This window comes from Thioclava sp. NG1 (genome assembly GCF_003122275.1).
GTDB lineage: Bacteria > Pseudomonadota > Alphaproteobacteria > Rhodobacterales > Rhodobacteraceae > Thioclava > Thioclava nitratireducens.
In genome coordinates, this window is record NZ_QFBB01000002.1 from 400,298 (window position 1) to 423,011 (window position 22,714).

Here is a 22,714-nt window from a genome sequence, read left to right on the forward strand (position 1 = left end):
CGCAAGAAAGAAGGCCCGGACCCGTTCATGGAAAACGTCGTTCTCTCGATCCACCTGATCCTCGCGCTGCTGCTGATTGGCGTGGTGCTCCTGCAACGCTCCGAAGGGGGTGGTCTCGGCATGGGGTCGTCCAACAGCTCCGGCGGTGGCGTAGGCGGGTTGATGACCGGTCGGCAGGCCGCCAATGCGCTGACCCGCGTGACCTGGGTTCTGGCCGCCGGCTTCTTCGCGACCTCGGTGACGCTGACGGTTCTGGCCGCGCAGAAAGCGGGCACCGGCTCGGTGGTCGACACCGCTGCGCCCCAGCAAAGCGCGCCGGCGGATACCGCGCCGGCCAATGACACGACCGGTTCGACGCCCTCGCTCGACGTGGTGATGCCGCCGCCTGCCAGCGGTTCGGATGCCTCGACCGGCGGAAACGCGGGCGAAACCACGACGGATACGCAAAGCGGTCCGGTCACGCCGCCCGCCGCCAACTAAGCCGTCACTTCAGTCAACCATCGGTTCGCACCCACAAAAACTTGCGGGTGCGTCCTATCCAAACTCAATAGCTTGCGGTCTGGTTGCGGGCAGGCCGCGAATCGTGTAAGCATTAAATCCCGTGATCCTGACCCTCTTGGGGCAGGGAAACCATTCGAATTTCGCAGATCACGGGGGTCTTCATGGCACGTTATGTCTTCATTACCGGCGGCGTCGTCTCGTCGCTCGGAAAGGGTTTGGCATCCGCCGCCCTGGGGGCATTGCTGCAAGCACGCGGCTTTTCGGTTCGGCTGCGCAAGCTCGATCCCTATCTGAACGTTGATCCGGGCACGATGAGCCCGTTCGAGCATGGCGAGGTTTTCGTCACCGATGACGGGGCGGAGACCGATCTCGACCTTGGTCACTACGAACGATTCACCGGGGTTTCGGCCCGCAAGACCGACTCGATCTCCTCGGGGCGGATCTACACCAACGTGCTCGAGAAGGAGCGCCGCGGGGAGTATCTGGGCAAGACGATCCAGGTGATCCCGCACGTGACCAACGAGATCAAGGATTTCCTCGATGTCGGCGATGACGAGGTCGATTTCATGCTGTGCGAGATCGGCGGCACGGTGGGCGATATCGAAGGTCTACCCTTCTTCGAAGCGATCCGTCAGTTCAGCCAGGACCGACCGCGCGGTCAGGTGATCTTCATGCATCTCACGCTGCTGCCCTATCTGGCGGCGTCCGGCGAGCTGAAGACCAAGCCGACGCAGCACTCGGTCAAGGAACTGCGCTCTATCGGCCTCCAGCCCGACGTGCTGGTCTGCCGCTCGGAGCAGCCGATCCCCGACAAGGAGCGCGGCAAGATCGCGCTGTTCTGTAACGTGCGCCCCGAGGCGGTGATCCCCGCCTACGATCTCAAGTCGATCTACGAGGCGCCGCTGGCCTATCACCGCGTCGGTCTCGATCAGGCGGTGCTGGATGCGTTCGGCATCTCTCCCGCGCCGAAGCCGGAGCTGAGCCGCTGGGAAGACGTGATGGACCGTCTCGATCATGCCGAGGGCGAGGTGCGCGTCGCGATCGTGGGCAAATACGTTCAGCTCGAAGACGCCTACAAGTCGATCGCCGAGGCGCTGACCCATGGCGGGATGGCGAACCGGGTGCGCGTGAAGGCCGAATGGATCGACGCCGAGATTTTCGAGAACGAAGATCCGGCACCTTATCTGGAAAACTACCACGCGATCCTTGTGCCCGGTGGCTTCGGTGAGCGCGGCACCGAGGGCAAGATCCGCGCCGCCCAATTCGCGCGCGAAAAGGGCGTTCCTTACCTGGGCATCTGTCTGGGTATGCAGATGGCCGTCATCGAGGCCGCGCGGAACCTCGCGGGCGTCAATGATGCGGGCTCGGAAGAGTTCGATCACGAGGCGGGCAAGAAGCGCTTCACCCCGGTCGTCTATCACCTCAAGGAATGGGTGCAGGGCAACCACAGGGTCGAGCGCAAGGTCACCGACGACAAGGGCGGCACCATGCGCCTGGGCGCCTACACGGCGGCGCTGAAGGAGGGCTCGAAGGTCGCCGAGGTCTATGGCGCGACCGATATCGAGGAGCGTCACCGCCACCGCTATGAGGTCGACATCAAGTATCGCGAGCCGTTGGAGAAATGCGGGATGACCTTCTCCGGCATGTCGCCCGATGGCCGCCTTCCCGAGATCGTCGAGCACAAGGATCACCCGTGGTTCATCGGCGTGCAGTTCCATCCCGAGCTGAAATCGAAGCCCTTCGCTCCGCATCCGCTGTTCGCGGGCTTCATCAAGGCCGCGTTGGATCAGAGCCGGTTGGTGTGATCCCGGCTTCCCTCTGAAATCGAGAAAGCCGCGCCTATCCCTGCGCGGCTTTTTTCTTTTTCTTCTTGGAGGTTTTCGGTGCGGGTTTCCCGGTCTGACCGCCGCCGCGTGCGGGGTCGATATGCCGGGCCAGTTCGGTCGGATCGAGGCGGATCAGCGCCTGTATATAGCCCGAGGCCGCGTCGAGGAGTTCACACAAGGCCGCCGCCCGCGGATCGGCGCTGCGGGCCTCCAGGGCGGATAGGTGATCACGTGCGGGGCCGATCACGCGACGTTCGCGCTCGGCCAGCATCAGCCGCGCCAGTTCCCACGGCTCGGTCGGGGCGACGAAGTAATCCTTGCGCGAGCCAGGGGACCGGGCCGCCTGCACGAGGCCCGCATCGCGCAATTCCTTCAACGCGGTCGAGACGTTGGAGCGCGACAACCCAAGCTGCGCGACCAAATCGTCGGCCGAGGGCGCTTGAGCCGCGCGCCAGATCGCGCCGAGGCAGCGGCCGGCGGGGCGGGAAAATCCGAAACGGGGGGCGAGTTCGGCGAAGGCTTCGGGCAGTTCGGTATCACTCATGCATTCATCCTCTGCCGCCTGTCTCTGCCGCCGGGTTACGCGCCGGGCCGGCGCGCCGCGGACAGTCCCGCGATCAGCGCGGCCTCTCCGTCGCCCAAAGTGACCTGCGCGCCCTGCGCTTGCAAGCCACGGGCGCAAATTTCCGACCAGCCGGGGGCGGAGGCGGAGGACAGCGCCAGCACGGTCTGGCCCAGCCACCACGGTTTCGCCGCGGCGAGTTCCGCGCCCAGCACGGCGCCGGCGGCGCGCGGGGTGTGGCGTCCAAGGCTGAGCGGGGCCAATTCGCGGGCGAGGCGTTCGGGGCGCGAAAGCGTATCGGCGAGAGCTGCGTCGAACCCGTCGCCGGCTTCGAGCGGTGCGCCGAGCGCGGCCAGCATCGCGGCGGAGCCTGCGCGCATCGCGCTGACGACTTCGCCCGCCGAGATATGCGCCCAGATCGCGCTTGCGCCGCAAATCCAGATCACGCCATCGAATTGCGGGATGCCTGCGAGGATACCGGCGATTCGGGCGGCCTCGGGGGCCGTGATCTCGGTGCCGTCGCTGTCTTGGATGAGGCCGGGCAGGGCGGGGTAGCTTTGCCCGCCGATCTCGGTTAGCGGCAGCGCTCCGTCGGGGCGAGGCGTGCAGGGAAGCGCGCGAAGGTCAGGGCCTGCAGTGGAGGCCGCCACGACGGCAGCAGCCCCTTCAGGCAAGAGCGGGCGCGCGGCGGGCCCGGTTTTGCGGTCGGTCACCGCCCCGTCCGACACATGTGCGGCGCGCCAGCGCCCGAATTCTTCCGTGAGTGCGATCCAACCAGCCATGGCGCATCAGATCGCATGGAGGTGGTGCGGGATCAACCCTGCGACAGGCAGGCGGTGATCGTGTCCGCCATTCCTTGCATCAGGTCCTCATAGAGACCGGGGCCATAGGTCAGCGCGGTGCCGGAAGGATCGAGCGATTTGCCGAGCCTCACCGGCGTCCCATCGACGAGGATTTCGACCATTTTCGGGTCGTGGTTCGCTTCCGGGAAGGCGCAGACGGCTTCCTTGGCCGACGCCTCTTCGCGCAGGCTCACCAGATGGGCGGCCCCCGGGGTGGAGGCATCGCTTGGGGAAAGCGCGCCCATGATGGTCAGGCCGTAATGATCGGCGAGATAGCCGTACGCCGCGTGATAGACGAGGAAAGGCTTGTCCGCGACCGGCGCGAACTCGGCCTTGAGCTTGGCGTCGAGCGTCTCGATCCGCGCTTGCGCGGCTTCGGAGTTGGCCGCGTAGGTCTCGGCATGTTCGGGATCGGCCTTGGAGAGGTCTTCGGCGATCAGACCGAGCCAGAGCTTCGCATTGTCGGGGTCGAGCCACGCATGCGGATCGGTCATCTGGTCGACTTCGGCGTGGTCCCCATTCCCGGCCTCGGCGTGATCCGCGTCGGCGTCGACGCTGTGATCATGCGGGTCCGGCACCGAGAAGCTTCGCAGGGTCGTGCCGGGCGCGTGAAGCAATTCGACCGACTGGCCTTTCACCCCGACGCCGTCGATCGCGCGTTCGAGCCACGGCGTCAGCCGCGGGCCGACCCAGAAGACGAGGTCCGCGTCTTGCAGATCGCGTGCCTGGCTGGGCTTCAGTTGATAGTGATGCGCGTCGGAATTCTGGCCGAGCAGAACCTCCGGCTGCCCCAGATCGCCCATCACCTGCGCGACGAGTGACTGCACCGGCGGAACATCGGTCACGACACTGGGCACCTCGGCTTGGGCGAGGGCGGGCAGTGCGGCAAGGGCGCTCACGAGAACGGGAAGGGTGGGGCGCATCTGATGTCTCCTGTCCAGCTTGATCTGAGGAGCGGAAAATGTATGTTATAAAATCACTCGTCAAGAAAAAATGTGATAAGGTAACATGCTCGTGGGTTCTTCGACCTCTTCCGCAAAGGCTTTCACGCCGCATGACCACAGCCGATGCGCCGGCGCGACGCTGGCGCGCGCCGAGGCTGTCGCCGCCGAAAAGGGCGCGCGGCTGACTCCTGTGCGTAAGCGTGCACTGGAAATACTGCTGGAAGAACATCGGGCTATGGGGGCCTACGAAGTGCTCGACCGGCTCGCGGCGGATGGGTACGGCAAGCAGCCGCCCGTCGCCTATCGCGCGCTGGAATTCCTTGTCGAGCACGGTCTCGCGCATCGCGTGCGTCGCCTCAACGCCTTCGCCGCCTGCATGAGCCCGGGCGAAAAACATGCGCCGGTTTTCCTGATCTGCCGCAACTGTGGCGAAGTCGCCGAGGCCGGCCCCGAAGAAGGGGCCGACGAGGTGCGTCACGCGTTGCAGGGCGCGGCCGAGCGGTTGAATTTCCATGTCGAGCGGGCCACCGTAGAGGCGCTGGGGCTCTGCCCCAACTGCGCCGCCGAGGAGGCGCAATGAGCGAGTTGATCACGGCGCAGGGTCTGAGCGTGCGCCATGGCGAGGTCGAGGTGCTTCACGGCGTCGACTTCACGATTTCCTCCGGCGAGATCGTTACCATCGTCGGGCCCAACGGGTCGGGGAAATCGACGCTGATCCGCGCCCTGATTGGGTTAGAGCGTGCGGCGCGGGGCAAAGTGAGCCGTGAGGCCGGGCTGCGGATCGGTTACGTCCCGCAAAAGCTGCATGTCGATGCGAGCCTGCCGCTGACCGTGCGCCGGTTCCTGTCGCTACCCAAGCGCGTCTCGAACGCCCGCGCCGAGGCCGCTTTGGAGCGCACCGGCGTTCCGCATTTGGGCGGGCGGCAGATTTCGCGGCTCTCGGGCGGGCAGTTTCAACGTGTGCTTCTGGCGCGCGCCCTGCTGTCCGAGCCGCAGATCCTGATCCTCGACGAGCCGACGCAGGGGCTCGACCAGCCCGGCACGGCGGGGTTCTACAAGCTGATCGAGGAGGTCCGTCAGGAAACCGGCTGCGCGGTGCTGATGGTCAGTCACGATCTGCACGTCGTGATGTCGGCCTCGGACAGGGTGATCTGCCTCAACGGCCATGTCTGCTGTCAGGGGACGCCGAAGGTGGTGGCCGAGGCGCCGGAATATCGCGCGCTATTCGGGATGGGCACGCAAGGGGCCTTCGCGCTCTATCAGCACAGCCACGATCATGGCGAACATGCGGATCACGCAACCTGCAGCCACGATCACGATCACGCCGACGACGCGGCGAAGGACGGCACTCAAACGCACGGGCAGGCGCATGTTTGACGATTTTCTTTTCCGCGCGGCGTTGGCCGGGATCGGCCTGACTTTCGCGACCGGGCCTCTGGGCTCTTTCGTTGTGTGGCGGCGCATGGCCTATTTCGGCGATGCGACCGCCCATGCGGCGATCCTCGGCGTGGCACTTAGCTTCGCCTTCGGCATCTCGGTCTATCTCGGCACGCTTGGCGTGGCGCTGGCGATGGCGCTCACCGTCGCGCGGCTCTCGGGGCGCGGCCATGCGATGGACACGCTCTTGGGGGTGCTCGCCCATTCCGCGCTGGCCTTCGGCCTCGTCGCGGCGTCGCTGCAATCGGGGCTGCGGGTCGACCTGTCGGCTTGGCTGTTCGGTGATATCCTCGCCGTGTCGCGCAGCGATCTGGCCGTAGTCTGGGGTGGGGCCGCAGTCGTCGCAGCGCTTCTGGCATGGCGCTGGCAGGGGCTGCTGACCGCGACGATCAATGACGAGCTGGCGATGTCTTCCGGGCTCGACCCGCGACGCGAGCAGATGGCATTGACCATCGCGCTGGCGCTGACCGTGGCGGTGGCGATCAAGATCGTCGGTGCGCTTCTGATCGCGGCGTTGCTGATCGTCCCGGCGGCTACGGCGCGGCAATTTGCGCGCGGGCCGGAGGCGATGGCGGCGGGCGCGACCGGAGTGGGGATCGCCTCGGTGCTGCTCGGGCTATGGGGCTCGTTGCAGTTCGACACGCCTGCGGGTCCGACGATCGTGGCGGCCTCCGCTGTGCTCTTCGTGCTGTCCCTGCCGCTGCGTCGCGCGCGCTAAGCCGCGCTGCCGCTTGCCAATTCCCGTCCCGCGCGGTGAGATGCGCGACAAAGGAGCCTCGATGGATCATCGCAGTTTCAAGACCCCGGCGCAGATTTTCGTCGACCTAGCGGCGGGCAACCCGCAGCGCCGCATGGCTTTCGATCCGGCGCAACGGCGCGCGGCGCTGCAGGCGCTCTCGCGCGCGATCCATGATTGCGAGGCGGAGATCCTCGCAGCGCTGGCGGAGGATTTCGCCAAGCCCGAGGCCGAAATTCGCCTGACCGAGATCCTGCCCGTTCAGGCGGAGATTTCGCACGCGTTGCGCAATCTGAAAACGTGGACGAAAGTGCGTCGGGTGCGCCCGACCCGTGCGATGTTGGGCACCCGCGCGCGGATCGTGCCGGAGCCGAAGGGCACCGCGCTGATCATCGCGCCGTGGAACTACCCGCTGGCGCTGTCGCTCGGGCCGCTGGTTTCGGCCATCGCGGCGGGCTGTGCCGCGATCGTCAAACCCTCAGAGCTGGCCCCGGCCAGCGCCGCCGTGATCGCGCAGATCGTCGACGAGGCGCTACCTGCCGATCTCGTGCGTGTGGTGCAGGGCGGGGTCGAGGTCAGTCAGGAACTGCTAGAGCAACCTTTCGATCACATTTTCTTCACCGGCTCGCCGCGGGTGGGCAAGATCGTGATGGCGGCGGCGGCGAAGCATCTCACCTCCGTGACGTTGGAGCTGGGCGGCAAATCCCCGGTCATCGTCGGCCCCGGCGCCGACCTGAAAAAGGCCGCGCGCATGATCGCCTGGGGCAAGTTCGCGAATGCCGGTCAGACCTGCATCGCCCCCGATCACGTCTATGTCGCCAAGCAGGTCGAGGCCCCGTTCCTGGCCGAGCTGAAAGCCGCGATTGCGCGGATGTATGGCAAGACGGAAGAGGCGCAGGCGGCCTCGCGCGATCTCGCGCGGATCATCAACCCGGATCATTTCGCCCGGCTCATGGGCATGATCGAGAGCGCGCAGTCAGCGGGCGCAAAGGCGCTGACCGGCGCAACCGGTGAGGCGCAGAGCCGCTATATCGCGCCGACCGTCCTGATGGGCACCGATCCGTCGATGACGGTCGAGCAGGAGGAGATTTTCGGTCCCGTCCTGCCGGTCATTCCCTTCGACGATGCGGTGGATGTGGTGACGCGGATCGAGGCCGGGCCGAAGCCGCTCGCCCTTTACATCTTCGAGCGCGACCGCGGCTTGATCGACCGATTGCGCCGCGCAACCAGTTCCGGCGCGGTGGGCATCAATGTCGCGCTGGTTCATTACCTGCACCAGAACCTGCCCTTCGGCGGGATCGGCAATTCGGGCGTGGGTGCGGCGCATGGCCATTGGGGCTTCGAGGCATTTACTCATCTCAAACCCGTGCTCGAGAACCGTTTCGCGCCGCTTGCGATGCTGATGCCGCCCTATCGCAGCGGACGCATGGCGAAGCTCGCCCAGAAATTTCTGCGCTAAGGCTGACTGCGGATTTCACGCGTGATCGCGTTCCGCCACAAGCCCGTGTAATCGCTCCGGTTGGCGAGATCGCGCCCTAGTTGAACTCCTGTGATCAATAAGAAACAGGGGATTCACCAATGGCATCAACCGAAACGATGGCGGGAGGAGGCAAGCTGCGGCGGGACGCCGGGGTCATCGGGCTGCTCTTCGCCTCCACGACGTCGATGATCGGCTCGGGCTGGCTCTTCGGGGCCTATCACGCCTCGAAAATCGCTGGGCCGCTCTCGGTCTGGTCCTGGGTGGTCGGGGCGGCGATCATCATGCTGATCGCGCTGTGCTTCGCCGAACTCTCCACGATGTTCTCCAAATCCGGCGCGCTGGTCCATATGAGCCACGCGAGCCACGGTGCGACCTTGGGTAGGCTCTGGGGCTGGATGCTGTTTCTCAGCTATGCGCCGGTGCCTGCGGTCGAGGCCGAGGGGATCGTGACCTATGCGAACAATTACCTGCCCTATTTTCTGCGCGGAGACGGGACGGGCACGCTGACGCTGGTGGGCTTCATCACCTCCGCGCTTCTCCTGAGCGTTCTGGCGTTGCTGAACCTGCTGGCGATCAAGGCGCTGCTGAAGGTTAACAATACGGTGACGTGGTGGAAGATCGCGGTGCCTCTGATCACCGTGGTCGGCCTGATCGCGGCTTCGTCCCATTGGGGCGTCTGGCATGCGGCTCCGGGCACCTACAAGGCGCAAGGCATGTTCACCGCGATTCCGGCCGCAGGGATCGTGTTCTCGTTCCTCGGCTTCCGCACGGCGATCGACTTGGGCGGCGAGAGCGCCAATCCCGGCCGCAATATCCCGATGGCGGTGATCGGCTCGGTCATTCTTGCCGCGATCGTCTATATCCTGCTGCAAGTGGCCTTCATCATGGCCCTCTCGAAGGGCGATCTGGCGAATGGCTGGTCGTCCCTGAGCTTCAAAGGTTCCGCGGGTCCCTTCGCCGGTCTCGCCGCGACGCTCGGCATGGGCTGGCTGGCGCTGCTCCTCTACGTGGACGCCTATATCTCGCCCGGCGGGACGGGGCTGATCTACGTCACTGGCGGCTCGCGCATCCTCTATGCCGTGGGCGATACCGATAGCGGGCCGAGCGCGCTGACGCATACCACCCGTCACGGCGTGCCGTGGCTGGCGGTTGCGGTGATGTGGGCCGTGGGCGTTTTCTTCCTGCTGCCCTTCCCGGCGTGGCAATTGCTGGTGGGCTATATCAGCTCGATCACGGTTCTGACTTATGGCCTTGGTCCGATCGTGCTGATGGTGCTGCGCCGGTCGCAGCCCGATGCCGAGCGTGCGTTCCGTCTGAAAGGGGCGGAGTTCCTTGCACCACTGGCCTTCATTGCCTCGAACCTCGTGATCTACTGGACCGGGTTCTACACCGACTCGATCCTGTTCGGGATGCTGCTCGTGGGCTTCGCCATCTACGCGCTCGTCTTCCACGTCGTGCAGAAGAAATCCGCCTCCGAGTTCGGCTGGCGCCATATCGGCTGGCTCGCGCTGTGGTTCGGCGGGCTCTGGATCATCACCGCGCTCGGCACTTCGGATCACGCGCTGGGGGTGCTGAACTTCTGGGGTGGGATGGCCCTCGTCGCGGTGTGGTCGCTGGTCGTGATCTGGTTCGCGCTGCGCGCGGCACTTCCGGCGGAAGAAACCGGCGCGCTGATGGAGCGGATCCAGCGCGGCAACTGAGCCGGTCCGAGAGGCCAAAAAGGCGCGCGAGAAAATCTCGCGCGCCTTTTCTTATTTGCGTTTCCCCTTCCAGCGGCGATGAATCCAGAGCCATTGCTCCATGTGCTTGAGGATCATCTCCTCCAGCCCGTCATTGAGGGTCTGGGTCATCGTTTCGGGGTCGGTATGGGGCACGGGCTTGTCAGCGTAGATCCTGAAGCTGAGCCCGTCGGGCTGGCGGATCGCGTAGATCGGCACCAGATCGGCCTTCATCTTCAGCGCCATTTCCGCCGCAGACAGAGGTGTGAAGGCGGGCAGGCCGAAGAAGCTCAATTCCGCGCCCTTGCTGAAATGCTGATCGAAGCCGAAGGCGACCATCCCGCCATCGCGCAGGAACTTTATCATGTCGCCCAAACCCCGGCGCGAGCGCGAGAACAGCGGCTCGGCGATGGCGGAAATGGTCGAGACATATTGTTCGTTGAAGAGCGGGTTGTTCATCGGGCGGTAGATCGCGCCGACCCGGTAGCCGCGCCCTGCAAGCGCCGCGCGCCACGCGTCGTAATTGCCGAAATGGCCCGCAGCCAGAACGACCGGACGCCCCTCGCGATGGGCGGCTTCCAGCGTCTCGGCCCCGGGGCCTTCGATCGGCAGATCGCGCACGCGGGCCACGAATTCCTCGCCGGAATAGATCTCCGCCAACATGCGGCCCAGATTGTCGGGCATCTCGCGCTGCAGCCGCTTGATCTCGTCCTCGGACAGATCAGGACAGGCGATCGCAAGGTTCTCGCGGATTTTGCGGGTGAAGCCAAGGACCGGCGCGAGCCGCGCCACCATCCGCCCCGCCGCCGGGATGCGCCGCTCGTAGGGTAGCCGCTGGACCAGCCGCATCACCGCCACGAAAAGGGCATTCGAGACGCGGTCGGACAAGGTGGGTTCGCGGTACTTCATCGTTTCGGGTGTCAGGCTCTGGCTTGGCGCGCAGCTCGGCGCTCACGCGACCAGACATAGAGGCCAGCCCCTACGATCACAAGCGCCCCGGCGATCGTGAACCCATCGGGAAACTGTCCGAACATCAACCAGCCCCAGAAGGACGCGAACAGCAGACCCGAATAGCCGAACGGTGCCAGCGTCGAGGCCTCGGCCAGCGCGAAGGCGCGGATCAGCAGAAATTGCGAGAGGCTACCCGCAAGCCCGAGGCCGAGGAAAACCCACAGATCGGAGAGCGCGATCGGCTGCCATATGAAGGGCAGGGCGAGCGAGGAAAGCGCAAGCCCGGTATAGGCGGACCAGAGCTGCGAGGTGGCCGCGCTATCGCCGCGCAGGTAGCGCGTCAGCAGCACCGCGCCCGCGAAGCTGAAGGCGGCGAGTAGCGCCAACAGTGCTGCCGGATGAAAGCCCGCGAAACCCGGGCGCAGGATGATCATCGCGCCGATGAACGCGGCCGCGATGCCGAAGATGCGGTGTGGGCCCAGCCGCTCGCCCAGAAACAGGGCGGCGCCGAGCGTCACGATCACGGGGTTCAGATCGCCAAGCGCGGTCGCGGTGGCCAGCGGGACATGTTTCAGCGCGTAGAAGAACGAAACGATCGCACCCATCTGGAACAAGGCCCGGCCCAGTTGGAACTTCGGCTGTGCACTGCGAAGCCTGCGCGGCAGGCTGCCGCGATAGATGACCGCCAGCACGGCGGCATTCACCGCGAAGCGCGCCCAGACGATCAGAAGCGGGTGGTAACCTTGCCCGAGAAGTTTCGCGAAAGCGTCCATCAGAGTCAGCATCGAGAACGCGCCGAGCATCAGCGCGATCCCCATCCCGGGGCGATCGCCCTCGGGAAGTAAAGAGGGGGCCACGCCGGGCCCCCTCGCTGTCGCTTTCAACCCGGGCAGAGCCATCAGAGGAGGCTCTTGACCTTCTCGGCCACGGCCTCGGGGGTGATCCCGAACTTCTCGTAAAGCTCGCCTGCCGGGGCGGAGGCGCCGAAGCCCTCCATGCCCACGAAGCCGGCTTTCGCCTCGCGGCCACGCTCGCCCAGAAGCCAGCGGTCCCACGGCTGGCGCACGGCGGCCTCGACCGCCACGCGGACCGAGTTCGGCGGCAGCACGCGCTTGCGGTAGGCCTCGTCCTGCTCGGCGAACAGTTCCATGCAGGGCATCGAGACGACACGGGTACCGATCGCTTCCTTCTGCAGCATCTCGCGAGCTTTCAGCGCGATTTCCACTTCCGAGCCGGTCGCCATCAGGATCACCTGACGCTTGCCATCGGCTTCGGCCAGAACATAGGCGCCGCGCGCGGTGAGGTTCTGCGGCTTGTACTCGGTGCGCAGCGTCGGCAGACCCTGACGCGACAGCGCCAGAACCGAGGGCGTGCCCTCCTGGTTCATCGCGATTTCCCACGCCTCGGCGGTCTCGATGACATCGGCGGGGCGGAAGGTCAGCGTGTTCGGCGTCGCGCGGCAAATCGCGAGATGCTCGACCGGCTGGTGCGTCGGGCCATCTTCGCCCAGACCGATCGAGTCATGGGTCATGACATAGACGGTCGGCACTTTCATCAGAGCCGAGAGACGCATCGCGCCGCGCGCGTAGTCGGTGAAGCAGAAGAACGTGCCGCCATAAGGGCGCACGCCGCCATGCAGCCACTGACCGTTCATCGCGGCGGCCATGCCATGCTCGCGGATGCCGTAGTGGATGTAGCGACCCTTGCGGTTCTCCGCGTTGAAGACCGTCATGTCCTTTGACTTCGTGAGGTTCGAGCCGGTGAGGTCGGCCGAGCCGCCGATGGTCTCGGGGCAGGCGGCGTTGATCACGCCAAGAACCATTTCGGACGCCTTGCGGGTCGCGACCTTCGGTTTGGCCTCGGCCTGTTCCTTCTTGAACTTGCGGATCGCGCCGGTCAGCTTCTTCGAGACGCCGCCTTCCATGATGCGCGTGAACTCGGCCTGCTTGGCCGCCGAGAGCTTGCCGAAGCGCTCCTCCCATTCGGCGCGCTCTGCTGCGCCGCGGGTGCCGATCGCTTCCCATTGCGACTTCACGTCGGCGGGGATTTCGAACGGGCCGTGATCCCAACCGTAGATCGCCTTGGTGCGCGCGATCTCCTCGTCGCCCAGCGGCGAGCCGTGGGCGGAGTAGCTGTCGGCCTTGGTGGGGGCGCCGAAGCCGATGATGGTCTTGCAGTCGACCAGAACCGGACCCTTGGCTTGCTTCGCCTTGGTCAGCGCCTCATCGATGGCAACCGGATCGTGGCCGTCACAGGCGAAGACAGTCCAGCCCGACGCCTCGAAGCGCTTGCGCTGGTCGGTCTTGTCCGACATCGACACGCGGCCGTCGATGGTGATGTCGTTGTTGTCCCACAGCACGATCAGGTTCGACAGTTCCTGCATCCCGGCAAGGCCGATGGCCTCCTGGCTGATGCCTTCCATCAGGCAGCCGTCGCCTGCGATGACCCAGGTCCGGTGATCGACGAGCTTCTTGCCCCATTGCGCGCGCAGCGCCTCTTCGGCGATGGCCATGCCGACCGAGGTCGCGAGGCCCTGGCCGAGCGGCCCTGTGGTGGTTTCCACCGCGTCGAGCAGGAAATTCTCGGGGTGGCCCGCGGTCAGCGCGCCCGACTGGCGGAAGTTCTTGATCTGGTCGAGCGTGACCTTCTCATCGCCGCAGAGATAGAGCAGCGAATAGATCAGCATCGAGCCGTGGCCGGCCGAAAGGATGAAGCGGTCGCGGTCAGCCCATTTCGGGTTCTTCACGTCGAATTTCAGGTGGTTCTGGAACAGAACGGTCGCCACGTCGGCCATACCCATCGGCATGCCGGGGTGACCGGAATTGGCGGCCTGCACCGCATCCATCGCCAATGCGCGGATCGCGGAGGCAAGTTTCCAATGCTCAGGATGGGCGGCGCGCAGCTCTTCGATTTCCATGAAACGTCCTTTCGCGGGGCAGCAGTTGGATGGGTCCGCGCCCCTGATAGCAGGGATCGGCCCAAGATCAAGCGTGGCCCACAAGTGCTTGGGGCAAAAGGGTGGGCTTGCCCTGTCGCAAAGGGTTAGACTGATCGAAATCCGCAGCCGGGCCGCGATTCGGCCATGGCAAGCGAAAAACATGAGGACGAGGAGGCGTGCATGAGTGATATCGCCGAATACGAACGCCGCATCGCTTTCGCGCTCGAACGGATCGGGCGCGGGGTCGAAGCGCTCAAGCAGCGCGAGGCAATGCAGGCCAAGGCAGCGCAATCCGCAGCGCAGCAAACCGAGCCGGAGGCCGCCGAGGCGGAACTGCCCCCGGTACCGGAGCCGCCGCCCGAAGTTGTCGCAGATCCGGCGGAGGTGGCCGAACTGAAAGCCGCGCTCGCCGCGGAGCAGGAAGCGAACGCACAACTCTCCGAACGCGTCCGAGCGATCCGCGAGAAACAGGACACCACGCTGGGCGCGATGGAGCGCAAATACGGAGCCGCCGTCCGGGCGCAGGAATCTGCCTTCAAGGAGGTCGCTGCCCTCAAGCAAGCCAACGCGGCGCTGGTCGCGGCCAATCGCAAGCTGATGGACGAGGGCGTGGCCTTCTCCGACGAGGCGCTGATGGCCGAGCTGCAAAGCCTGCGCGCCGCGCGCGACGGCGAAAGCGCCGAGCTTGAGCAGATCATCGCGGGTCTCGACCCGATCATCGAAGCGGCGAACCGCGAGGAGGGGACCGATGCCTGAGGTGACGATTTCCGTCGGCGGCCGCGATTTTCAGGTCGCCTGCCAAGAGGGTGAAGAACATTTCCTGCGCTCGGCTGCCGGGATGCTCGACAGCGAGGCGCAGGTGCTTCTGGGCCAGATCGGGCGCGTGCCCGAGAACCGGATGCTCTTGATGTCGGGGCTGATGCTGGCCGACAAGGCCGCGGGCATCGAGGATCAGCTGCGCGACGCGATGAACCGTCTTGGCGAATTGCAGGCGAAGATCGACGAATTGCAGTCGAACCCGGCCCATGTCGAAGTGCCGATCCTGCCGCCCGAAGTGACCGAGACGCTGGCCGAGATCGCCGCACGCGCGGAGTCGCTCGCCGACCGGGTCGAGGACGACGCGTGAGACGGACGCTATTTGGCGTGTTGCTCGCGGGCGTCGCGCTGACGGGGCCGGTGGAGGCGCAGGATGCGGCGGCGCCATCGGGGCAACACGACACGCCCGTCGAGCGGCTTGAGCCGCTCAACCCGACGACCGGCGATACGGTAGAGCCGGTGGTGACCGTCACCTATCATTGCGAGCGCGGCGCGGAAGTGCACGCGGCCTACATTAACGACACCGATCCCCAGCGCGTCGCCCTGTTCCTGCAGGGACGGCTCGTCGTGATGAGCCGTATCCGCTCTGCCGACGGCGCGAGATACGCCGAGGATGGCGAGGGCGAGGCGGGTTATGTGTGGTGGACAAAGGGCCACGGCGCGATGCTCGACTGGATCGCCGAGGATGGCGAGGCGCAACCGCTGTTCCGCGCCTGTCAGGAAGACTGAGGGCCGCAACGCGATACGCGCGGCGGCCCTGAAGAAATCGTATCAGACGAACGGAAAGCGCCGCGCGCTTACTCGGCCGCCTTCATCTCGAAACCCTTTTCCAGCTGATCCGAAGGCGTGATCGGATATTCGCCGGAGAAGCAGGCATCGCAATATTGCGGGCAGGAATTGTCGCGGCCCTTGGCCTCGCCCACCGCGCGATACAGCCCGTCGAGCGAGATGAACTTGAGGCTGTCCACGCCGACCCATTCGCGCATCTCTTCCTCGGTCATCTGCGCCGCCAGCAGCTTGTCGCGGTTCGGCGTGTCGACGCCGTAGAAGCACGGCCATGCGGTCGGCGGCGAGGCGATCCGGAAATGCACCGATTTCGCGCCCGCATCGAGGATCATGTCCTTGATCTTGCGCGAGGTGGTGCCGCGCACGACCGAGTCGTCGACAAGGACCACCCGTTTGCCGCGAATGAGCGACTTGTTGACGTTCAACTTGAGGCGCACACCCATGTTGCGGATCTGCTCGGTCGGTTCGATGAATGTGCGGCCCATATACTGGTTGCGCGTAATCCCGAGCGCGAAGGGGATGCCGCTTTCCTGACTGTAGCCGATCGCGGCGGGGGTGCCGCTGTCGGGCACGGGGCAGACCAGATCGGCCTCGACCGGGGCTTCGCGGGCCAGCTCGACGCCGATGGCGCGACGGGTCTCGTAGACCGAACGGCCGCCGATCATGCTGTCGGGGCGCGAGAAATAGACATGCTCGAAGATGCAGAAGCGCCCGGTCGAGGGGCCGAAGGGACGCGAGCTTTCGATATGGCCGTCCTGAATGACCACCATCTCGCCCGGATCGATCTCGCGGACGAATTCCGCGCCGATGATGTCGAGCGCACAGGTCTCGGAACTGAGCACATAGCCATGTTCGCCGAGCTTCCCCAGCACCAACGGGCGCACGCCCAGCGGGTCGCGCACACCGATCAGCTTGGTGCGCGTCATCGCGACGATGGAGAACGCGCCTTCCACGCGGCGCAGCGCGTCGGCGATCCGGTCGGCGTGCTTGCGCTGGATCGAGCGCGCCATCAAGTGGATGATGCATTCGCTGTCGGACGACGACTGGAAGATCGCGCCGCGCTCGATCAGTTCGCGGCGCAGCGCGTCGGCATTGGTGAGGTTGCCGTTATGCGCGACCGCGCAGCCGCCCATCGAGAACTCGCCGAAGAAGGGTTGGATATCGCGGATCACCGCCCCCTTGGAGCCTGCGGTGGAGTAGCGCACATGGCCGATGGCGATATCGCCCGGCAGCGTTTCCATCAGGCTCGACTTGGTGAAATTGTCCCGGACGTAGCCGAAGCGGTGAGCAGAATTGAAGCCGGTTGCGGCATCATGCGCGACGATACCGCCCGCTTCCTGACCGCGGTGTTGCAGGGCGTGCAGACCAAGAGCCACGAAATTCGCGGCGTCGGAAATGCCGACCACACCAAAGACGCCGCATTCTTCCTTGAGCTTGTCGTCGTCGAAAGGATGGGCGAAGTGGGTCTTCTGGGCGGCGGGGCAGGACATGGCATCAGCTCCGTATGACGCAAGGGGAGGGCGCTTGCGCTCATTTATATGCAAACGCGAGAGGTGTTAACCCCTCGCGCCTGCAAAAACCGTCATGTGGCTGTCATCAATTCGCCGTTGCCGGGGGCAATTCGTCCGTCCGGGCCGGGGCATCGGCACCCGGAGGCGCGGGGCAGGCGGCTACGAGTTGCTCGTAGCGTTGCACGATCCAGCCGGGCGCATCGGCGGGCATCGATTCGTCGAGCTGTCCGGAGGCGCGCGAGAACACCTTGGCCGAGCGCGAGTCGTCGACCACTGGCACGGGGTCGTTGCTCATCACGCGGTCGTAGACCACGAAGGCCACCGCGACGAGGATCACGCCGCGCACCACGCCGAACAGGAAGCCAAGCCCCTGGTCGATCCCGCCAAGGGCCGAGCGTTGCACGGCGGAGGCGAACAAGGGCGTCAGGATCGAGAACACGACGAGCGCCACGGCGAAGACCACCGCGAAGCCGCCGATCATGCCCAGCTCGCAGCTTTGGCCGATGAACTTGTCGAGGCCGGGGATCTGCTGCACCAGAGGGCGCGCCTCGTTGGCGAAAATGTAAGCGACGATCGCCGCCGCGATCCAGCCGACGATGGCCAGCGCCTCACGCACGAAGCCCCGCGAATAGGCGAGGATCGCCGAAAGAATGATGACGACCGCCACGATGGCATCGACAATGGTGAACCCGTCCATTTTCGCTCCTGTGTTCTCGGCGTTATCCGGCGCCGAACATCTCCCCGGTAAAAGTCACGAGATCGCCCAGCTTGCGCAGGGACATCCCGCTCGACCCTTCGGCTTTCGTTCCCGAGGGTGCGATCGCTTGTGAAAAACCAAGTTTCGCCGCTTCTTTCAACCTGTTTTCCGCTTGACCCACGGGACGCAGCGCGCCCGACAGGCTGATTTCCCCGAAAATCACCATGTCCGCTGGAAGCGCCACATCTTCGCGCGCACTGAGAAGCGCGGCGGCCGCGGCGAGGTCGGCTGCGGGCTCAACCACCCTCATCCCGCCCGCGACATTCAGGAACACGTCGAGCCCCGCGAAGGGGATGCCGCATCGCGATTCCAGCACCGCGAGAATGGTCGAGATCCGCCCGCTGTCGAGCCCGACTACGGTACGACGTGGCGAAGCAAGCGTTGAGGGTGCAACCAGCGCTTGAATCTCCGTCAGCACCGGTCGCGTGCCTTCAATTCCTGCGAAAACCGCCGATCCCGGCGCGGGTTGGCCGCGCTCGGACAGGAACAGCGCCGAGGGGTTGGCGACCTCGGCCAGACCCGCCCCGGTCATCTCGAAGACACCGATCTCGGAGGCCGGGCCGAAGCGGTTCTTCACCGCGCGCAGGATGCGGAACTGGTGGCCGCGCTCGCCCTCGAAATAGAGCACCGTGTCGACCATGTGCTCGATCACGCGCGGGCCCGCGATCTGGCCTTCCTTGGTGACGTGACCCACGAGGATGACGGCGGTGCCGCGCTTTTTTGCGAAGCTCACCAATTCGTGTGCGGCGGCGCGCAGCTGGCTTACCGAACCCGGTGCGCTGTCGACATTGTCCGACCACATGGTCTGGATCGAATCGATGATGACGAGGTCGGGGCGCTCGACTTCCAGCGTCGTCAGGATGTCGCGAAGCGAGGTTTCAGCGCCCAGCCCGACCGGCGCGTCCGCAAGGCCCAGCCGTTGCGCGCGCATCCGCACCTGGCTCGCCGCTTCCTCTCCCGAGATATAGAGTGCCTTCACTCCCTTGCGGGCGAAGCTGGCGGTCGCCTGCAGCAGAAGCGTCGATTTCCCGATGCCCGGATCGCCACCCACGAGCACCGCCGAAGCCGCCACGAGACCGCCGCCCAGAACCCTGTCCAACTCCTCCATGCCCGATTTCACGCGGGCGGGCGGGGTTTCCTTGGTGTCGAGCGCGGTGAGCGGGATCACCTTGCCCTTAGCGCCTTTCATCCCGGAGCCGGGCGTGGTCGAGATCGGGGCTTCCTCGTGGATGGAGTTCCATGCGCCACAGGCGTCACAACGCCCGGACCATTTGGCATGCGTCGCGCCGCACTCGGCGCAGCGGAAGATCGCGGATTGCTTGGCCATGAGGTCAGCTACGTTCCAGATTGGCGGCGATGAGGCTCGCGCATTGTTCGGGATGAGTGGCTGGCAGCATATGGCCCGCGCCCTCGACGCAGGCGACGCCCACATCGGGCAGGCGCGCGGCAATCGCCTCGGCCACTTTCGGCATCGTCGGCGGCGAGCGGTCGCCATGGATGATTATTGCGGGCGCGTCGATCTGCTCGATCCCGTCGGGCCGTGCTATCTGCGCCGGATCCGCGAAATTGGCGCGAGAGATATTCTCGACCATCGGCATGCACGCGGTGAAACGTTCGCGCTGCGTTTCGGTATAGCTGTCCCACGGCTGGCCGGTGCCCCAGTCACGCATGAAGCCGCGTGCGGCCGGCTCGTAATCGCCCGCTTCCATCAATTGCTCGAAGTGATCCTGCTTGGCGCGCAGGTCCTGCCAATCCGGGTCGTCCTCGGGCAGCGCCGCGAACAGCACCGGCTCGATCAGCGTCAGCGAGCGCACGGCCTCGGGCGCGCCGACCGCGATGCGCAGCGCGACCGAGGCGCCGAAACTATGCCCGATCAGATCGACAGGGCGCTCAATGAAGCTTGCAGCGATCCGTGTCACCTGCGTCTGGAAGCTCCCGGGCTCGCTCGCATCGCCGCGCCAGGGTGCGGATTGCCCGTGGCTCGGCTGATCGAAGGCGGTCGCCGTGATCTGCTGGCCCAACGGCATCAGCGCCTTCGCCCAGAGGTTCGAACTGCCGAGCGTGCAATGGATCGCGATAGCCGGACGTTCGCCCTGACCGAAGCTCTGCCAGAAGACTTCGGCCCCTTGTCGTTGGTCGCGCGGCATTCAGAGCGTCCCCAGGTAGTCGTCGAGCAACTCCAGGTGATCCTGCCCCCAGAACCGCTCATCGGTGTCGGTCACGATATAGAAGGGCGAGCCGAACACGCCGGCCTCGACCGCGTCCTCGAGGTTCTTCTCATAGGTGACCGCGCCGTCGAAGAGGCCGGCGGTCGCCAGATTGCCGTCGAAACCGTTGGCTTCCAGCGCCTCGCGGATCACCTCGTCCGAGGCGATGTCCTTGTCCTCCGCCCAGCAGGCGCGCAGGATCGCGTTGACCAGCCCGCCGACGTCGCCGCCGCCCGCTTTCTGCGCCGCGATGATCGCATAAGACGACGGTGCGGGGTTCGGCGGATAGCCGGGAGGCGTGTAGTTCATCTCCATCCCGAGCCGCTTCGACCAGCGCTTGAGCTCCTGCATCCGGTATTCCATCCGGCTCTGGTGACGCTGCGCCGGGCGCACGCCGCCGGTGCGGTCGAACAGGCCCAGAAGGTCGAGCGGTTTGTAAGTCACGTCAGCGCCGTGACGCGCCGCGATCTCTTCGAATCGCGGGCCGCCGAGATAGGCCCACGGGCTGAACGTGCCGAAATAGTAGTCGATCCGTGCCATTCATAACACTTTCTTGACAGTCGAAATTGCCGCCACGCTACCCCGGTGCTAAGGCAGGCGCAATCAAGCGAATCCCGCCGGGGCTGCCCGGCGTCACGAAGGAACTGGCCCATGTCCGTCGTCACCGAACCGAAGCTCATCTCCGGAAATTCCAACAAACCGCTCGCGCAATCGATCGCGCGCCGCATGTCGATGCATCGCGGCATGTCCGTCGGTTTGGTGGATGCGCGGGTCGAGCGTTTCAACGACGGCGAGATTTTCGTCGAGGTTTTCGAGAACGTGCGCGGCGAGGATATGTTCATCATTCAGCCGACCTCGAACCCGGCCAATGACAACCTGATGGAGCTGCTGATCATCACCGACGCGCTCAAACGCTCCTCGGCAGATCGCATCACCGCCGTGATCCCCTATTTCGGCTATGCACGTCAGGACCGCCGCACCAAGGCCCGCACTCCGATCTCGGCCAAGTTGGTCGCGAACCTGCTGACCGAAGCGGGCGTTGACCGCATCCTGACGCTCGACCTGCACGCAGCCCAGATTCAGGGCTTCTTCGATATTCCGGTGGACAACCTCTACGCCTCGCCGGTCTTCGCGCTCGATATCCTGCACAACTTCAAGGGCCAGACCGACGATATCATGGTCGTCTCGCCCGACGTGGGCGGCGTGGCCCGCGCCCGTGAGCTGGCCAAGCGGATCGACGCGCCGCTCTCCATCGTCGACAAGCGCCGCGAAAAGGCGGGCGAGGTCGCGGGAATGACCGTGATCGGCGACGTGAAGGGCCAGAAATGCATCATCGTCGACGACATGGTCGACACAGCAGGCACGCTGTGCAAGGCCGCCGACCTGCTGATCGAGCACGGCGCGACAGAGGTTCACGCCTATATCTCGCACGGCGTGCTGTCGGGCCCGGCGGTCGAGCGGGTGACCAATTCGGCACTGAAGACGCTGGTCATCACCGACTCGATCGAGCCGACCGAGGCCGTGAAAGCCTGCCCGAATATCCGCATCGTGCCGACCGCGCCGATGTTCGCACAAGCGATCCTGAACACCTGGTCGGGCACCTCGGTGTCCTCGCTCTTCGAGACAGACACGCTCGTCCCGATCTACGAGGGCATGTACACTCGCGACTGAGCGGTCGCGCCGCTGGACGCGCCGCGCTCGCTTGTTTGGATCGACCCGGGGTACATGCTCCGGGTCATTTCATTTCGTCGGAAAGCCCGATGGACATCGGCGCATTCCGCGCCATTCTGGCGGCATGCGCCTTTTCGCTCTCACCGCTCTCGTCATGATCGCTTTCGCGGCCAATTCGGTGCTCAACCGGATGGCGGTGCATGATGCTGGCTGGGGGCCCGCTGCGACGGGCTTCGTGCGGCTCGCCTCGGGGGCGCTTGTTCTGCTGCTTCTCGCGATGCGGGCGAAAGGAGTGCGGGGCCTGCGTCTGCCAAGGGCGGTTCTGAGCGCCGGGGTCGCGACGCTCGCGCTCTATATCTTCGGGTTTTCCATCGCGAGCGGGCTGATCGACGCTGGCGTCGGCGCGCTGACGCTGTTCGGGATGGTGCAGATCACCATGTTCGCGGGGGCGCTGTGGCTGCGCGAGGCGATCTCGCTCTGGCGCTGGATCGGGGCGGGGCTGGCCTTCGCAGGGCTTATGGTCCTGCTCCTGCCCGCCTCGGGCGACGCCCATATCGATCCGCGCGGTTTCGCGATGATGGCGCTCGCCGGGATCGGATGGGGGCTCTATTCGCTCAACGGGCGGCGCACGCGCGATCCGCTGGTCGCGACCGCGCTTAACTTCGCGCTGGCCACACCGCTGGCGCTGATCTGGATGCTCGGCGCGGGCGACTGGGGGCAGGGCGCAAGCTGGGGCTGGGCGCCCGCGATCCTCTCGGGTGCTGTGACCTCGGGGCTGGGCTATGCGCTGTGGTATCGCGTGCTGCCGCAAATCCCTGCGAGCCTCGCCGCGATCGCACAACTTTCCGTGCCTCTGATCGCGGCGCTGGGCGGGGCGGTGCTTCTGGCCGAAATCCCGTCGGCGCGCTTCTGGCTGGCCGCGGCGCTGGTGATCGGCGGCATCGCGCTCTCGCTGCGGCGGAAAACCTGAGCACAACCGTCGGATGTTCGCCGCGGAAACGTCTTGACCTCGGAACCTCCAGCGCTTCTTT

General features: G+C 65.6%; 23 protein-coding genes. 12 read left to right on the forward strand and 11 right to left on the reverse strand.

From position 1 onward, the window contains the following. The first annotated feature begins 27 nt into the window (after nucleotides 1-27). Nucleotides 28-480 (forward strand): preprotein translocase subunit SecG, encoded by a 453-nt coding sequence (gene secG, locus DEM26_RS05025; protein ID WP_075776095.1) that lies wholly within the window; start codon nucleotides 28-30, stop codon nucleotides 478-480. 182 nt (nucleotides 481-662) lie between these two features. Beyond that, nucleotides 663-2,306 (forward strand): CTP synthase, encoded by a 1,644-nt coding sequence (locus DEM26_RS05030; protein WP_075776094.1) that lies wholly within the window; start codon nucleotides 663-665, stop codon nucleotides 2,304-2,306. A 34-nt stretch (nucleotides 2,307-2,340) separates the two neighbouring features. On the opposite strand, the gene DEM26_RS05035 is transcribed toward DEM26_RS05030, so the two are convergent. The 3 genes from DEM26_RS05035 to DEM26_RS05045 are packed head-to-tail and all read right to left on the reverse strand — an operon-like array spanning nucleotide 2,341 to nucleotide 4,654. Next, nucleotides 2,341-2,871 (reverse strand): GbsR/MarR family transcriptional regulator, encoded by a 531-nt coding sequence (locus DEM26_RS05035; RefSeq protein WP_075776093.1) that lies wholly within the window; start codon nucleotides 2,869-2,871, stop codon nucleotides 2,341-2,343. Between the two features lie 35 nt (nucleotides 2,872-2,906). Next, complete coding sequence (locus tag DEM26_RS05040; protein ID WP_109171852.1) at nucleotides 2,907-3,671, reverse strand: 2-dehydro-3-deoxygalactonokinase; 765 nt, start codon at nucleotides 3,669-3,671, stop codon at nucleotides 2,907-2,909. Between the two features lie 32 nt (nucleotides 3,672-3,703). Next, nucleotides 3,704-4,654, reverse strand: a complete 951-nt coding sequence (locus DEM26_RS05045) for a zinc ABC transporter substrate-binding protein (RefSeq protein WP_109171853.1) — start codon at nucleotides 4,652-4,654, stop codon at nucleotides 3,704-3,706. Between the two features lie 91 nt (nucleotides 4,655-4,745). Here DEM26_RS05045 and DEM26_RS05050 point away from each other — a divergent pair, with 91 nt between their 5' ends. The 5 genes from DEM26_RS05050 (at nucleotide 4,746) to DEM26_RS05070 (ending at nucleotide 10,028) form a co-directional block, all read left to right on the forward strand. Next, nucleotides 4,746-5,255, forward strand: a complete 510-nt coding sequence (locus DEM26_RS05050; RefSeq protein WP_369907736.1) for a Fur family transcriptional regulator — start codon at nucleotides 4,746-4,748, stop codon at nucleotides 5,253-5,255. Beyond that, a complete protein-coding gene (locus DEM26_RS05055; protein ID WP_109171854.1) occupies nucleotides 5,252-6,052 on the forward strand; it encodes a metal ABC transporter ATP-binding protein in 801 nt (266 codons plus the stop codon). The genes DEM26_RS05050 and DEM26_RS05055 overlap by 4 nt, the downstream gene beginning before the upstream one ends. Next, nucleotides 6,045-6,830: a metal ABC transporter permease gene (locus tag DEM26_RS05060; protein WP_088719021.1), complete on the forward strand. Its 786-nt coding sequence runs from the start codon at nucleotides 6,045-6,047 to the stop codon at nucleotides 6,828-6,830. Before DEM26_RS05055 ends, DEM26_RS05060 begins: the two co-directional genes overlap by 8 nt. Before the next feature lie 61 nt (nucleotides 6,831-6,891). Beyond that, nucleotides 6,892-8,307 carry an aldehyde dehydrogenase family protein gene (locus DEM26_RS05065; protein WP_109171855.1) on the forward strand — a complete coding sequence of 472 codons (1,416 nt, stop codon included), beginning with the start codon at nucleotides 6,892-6,894 and terminating at the stop codon, nucleotides 8,305-8,307. A gap of 119 nt (nucleotides 8,308-8,426) precedes the next feature. After that, on the forward strand, nucleotides 8,427-10,028 hold the full coding sequence (locus tag DEM26_RS05070; protein ID WP_109171856.1) for an APC family permease: 1,602 nt from the start codon (nucleotides 8,427-8,429) through the stop codon (nucleotides 10,026-10,028). A 51-nt stretch (nucleotides 10,029-10,079) separates the two neighbouring features. Here DEM26_RS05070 and DEM26_RS05075 read toward each other — a convergent pair whose 3' ends face one another. From DEM26_RS05075 to tkt, 3 genes are read right to left on the reverse strand one after another with little or no spacing between them, the layout of a single operon-like run. After that, nucleotides 10,080-10,955 (reverse strand): lysophospholipid acyltransferase family protein, encoded by an 876-nt coding sequence (locus DEM26_RS05075; RefSeq protein WP_075776085.1) that lies wholly within the window; start codon nucleotides 10,953-10,955, stop codon nucleotides 10,080-10,082. A gap of 11 nt (nucleotides 10,956-10,966) precedes the next feature. Next, nucleotides 10,967-11,854: a DMT family transporter gene (locus tag DEM26_RS05080; protein ID WP_158275080.1), complete on the reverse strand. Its 888-nt coding sequence runs from the start codon at nucleotides 11,852-11,854 to the stop codon at nucleotides 10,967-10,969. A 41-nt stretch (nucleotides 11,855-11,895) separates the two neighbouring features. Then, nucleotides 11,896-13,914 carry a transketolase gene (gene tkt / locus DEM26_RS05085; protein ID WP_109171857.1) on the reverse strand — a complete coding sequence of 673 codons (2,019 nt, stop codon included), beginning with the start codon at nucleotides 13,912-13,914 and terminating at the stop codon, nucleotides 11,896-11,898. Between the two features lie 201 nt (nucleotides 13,915-14,115). Between tkt and DEM26_RS05090 the strand changes: the two genes are divergently transcribed. From DEM26_RS05090 to DEM26_RS05100, 3 genes are read left to right on the forward strand one after another with little or no spacing between them, the layout of a single operon-like run. Further along, nucleotides 14,116-14,691, forward strand: coding sequence for a hypothetical protein (locus tag DEM26_RS05090; RefSeq protein ID WP_088719018.1), 576 nt, complete (start codon nucleotides 14,116-14,118; stop codon nucleotides 14,689-14,691). Then, on the forward strand, nucleotides 14,684-15,061 hold the full coding sequence (locus DEM26_RS05095; protein WP_075776082.1) for a cell division protein ZapA: 378 nt from the start codon (nucleotides 14,684-14,686) through the stop codon (nucleotides 15,059-15,061). Before DEM26_RS05090 ends, DEM26_RS05095 begins: the two co-directional genes overlap by 8 nt. Further along, entirely contained in the window at nucleotides 15,058-15,480 is a 423-nt protein-coding gene (locus DEM26_RS05100) for an MliC family protein (protein ID WP_109171858.1), read from the forward strand. Before DEM26_RS05095 ends, DEM26_RS05100 begins: the two co-directional genes overlap by 4 nt. Before the next feature lie 68 nt (nucleotides 15,481-15,548). On the opposite strand, the gene purF is transcribed toward DEM26_RS05100, so the two are convergent. The 5 genes from purF to DEM26_RS05125 form a co-directional block, all read right to left on the reverse strand. Further along, nucleotides 15,549-17,027, reverse strand: a complete 1,479-nt coding sequence (gene purF / locus DEM26_RS05105) for an amidophosphoribosyltransferase (RefSeq protein WP_075776081.1) — start codon at nucleotides 17,025-17,027, stop codon at nucleotides 15,549-15,551. A 106-nt stretch (nucleotides 17,028-17,133) separates the two neighbouring features. Further along, entirely contained in the window at nucleotides 17,134-17,745 is a 612-nt protein-coding gene (locus DEM26_RS05110; RefSeq protein WP_075776080.1) for a CvpA family protein, read from the reverse strand. 22 nt (nucleotides 17,746-17,767) lie between these two features. Next, nucleotides 17,768-19,132, reverse strand: coding sequence for a DNA repair protein RadA (radA, locus tag DEM26_RS05115; protein WP_109171859.1), 1,365 nt, complete (start codon nucleotides 19,130-19,132; stop codon nucleotides 17,768-17,770). A gap of 4 nt (nucleotides 19,133-19,136) precedes the next feature. Continuing rightward, on the reverse strand, nucleotides 19,137-19,952 hold the full coding sequence (locus DEM26_RS05120; RefSeq protein WP_109171860.1) for an alpha/beta fold hydrolase: 816 nt from the start codon (nucleotides 19,950-19,952) through the stop codon (nucleotides 19,137-19,139). Continuing rightward, complete coding sequence (locus DEM26_RS05125; RefSeq protein WP_088735313.1) at nucleotides 19,953-20,552, reverse strand: 2-hydroxychromene-2-carboxylate isomerase; 600 nt, start codon at nucleotides 20,550-20,552, stop codon at nucleotides 19,953-19,955. 111 nt (nucleotides 20,553-20,663) lie between these two features. Between DEM26_RS05125 and DEM26_RS05130 the strand changes: the two genes are divergently transcribed. Continuing rightward, nucleotides 20,664-21,683 carry a ribose-phosphate pyrophosphokinase gene (locus DEM26_RS05130; protein ID WP_075776076.1) on the forward strand — a complete coding sequence of 340 codons (1,020 nt, stop codon included), beginning with the start codon at nucleotides 20,664-20,666 and terminating at the stop codon, nucleotides 21,681-21,683. Between the two features lie 124 nt (nucleotides 21,684-21,807). Continuing rightward, entirely contained in the window at nucleotides 21,808-22,653 is an 846-nt protein-coding gene (locus DEM26_RS05135; protein ID WP_088735314.1) for a DMT family transporter, read from the forward strand. The last annotated feature ends 61 nt before the right edge of the window (nucleotides 22,654-22,714 follow it).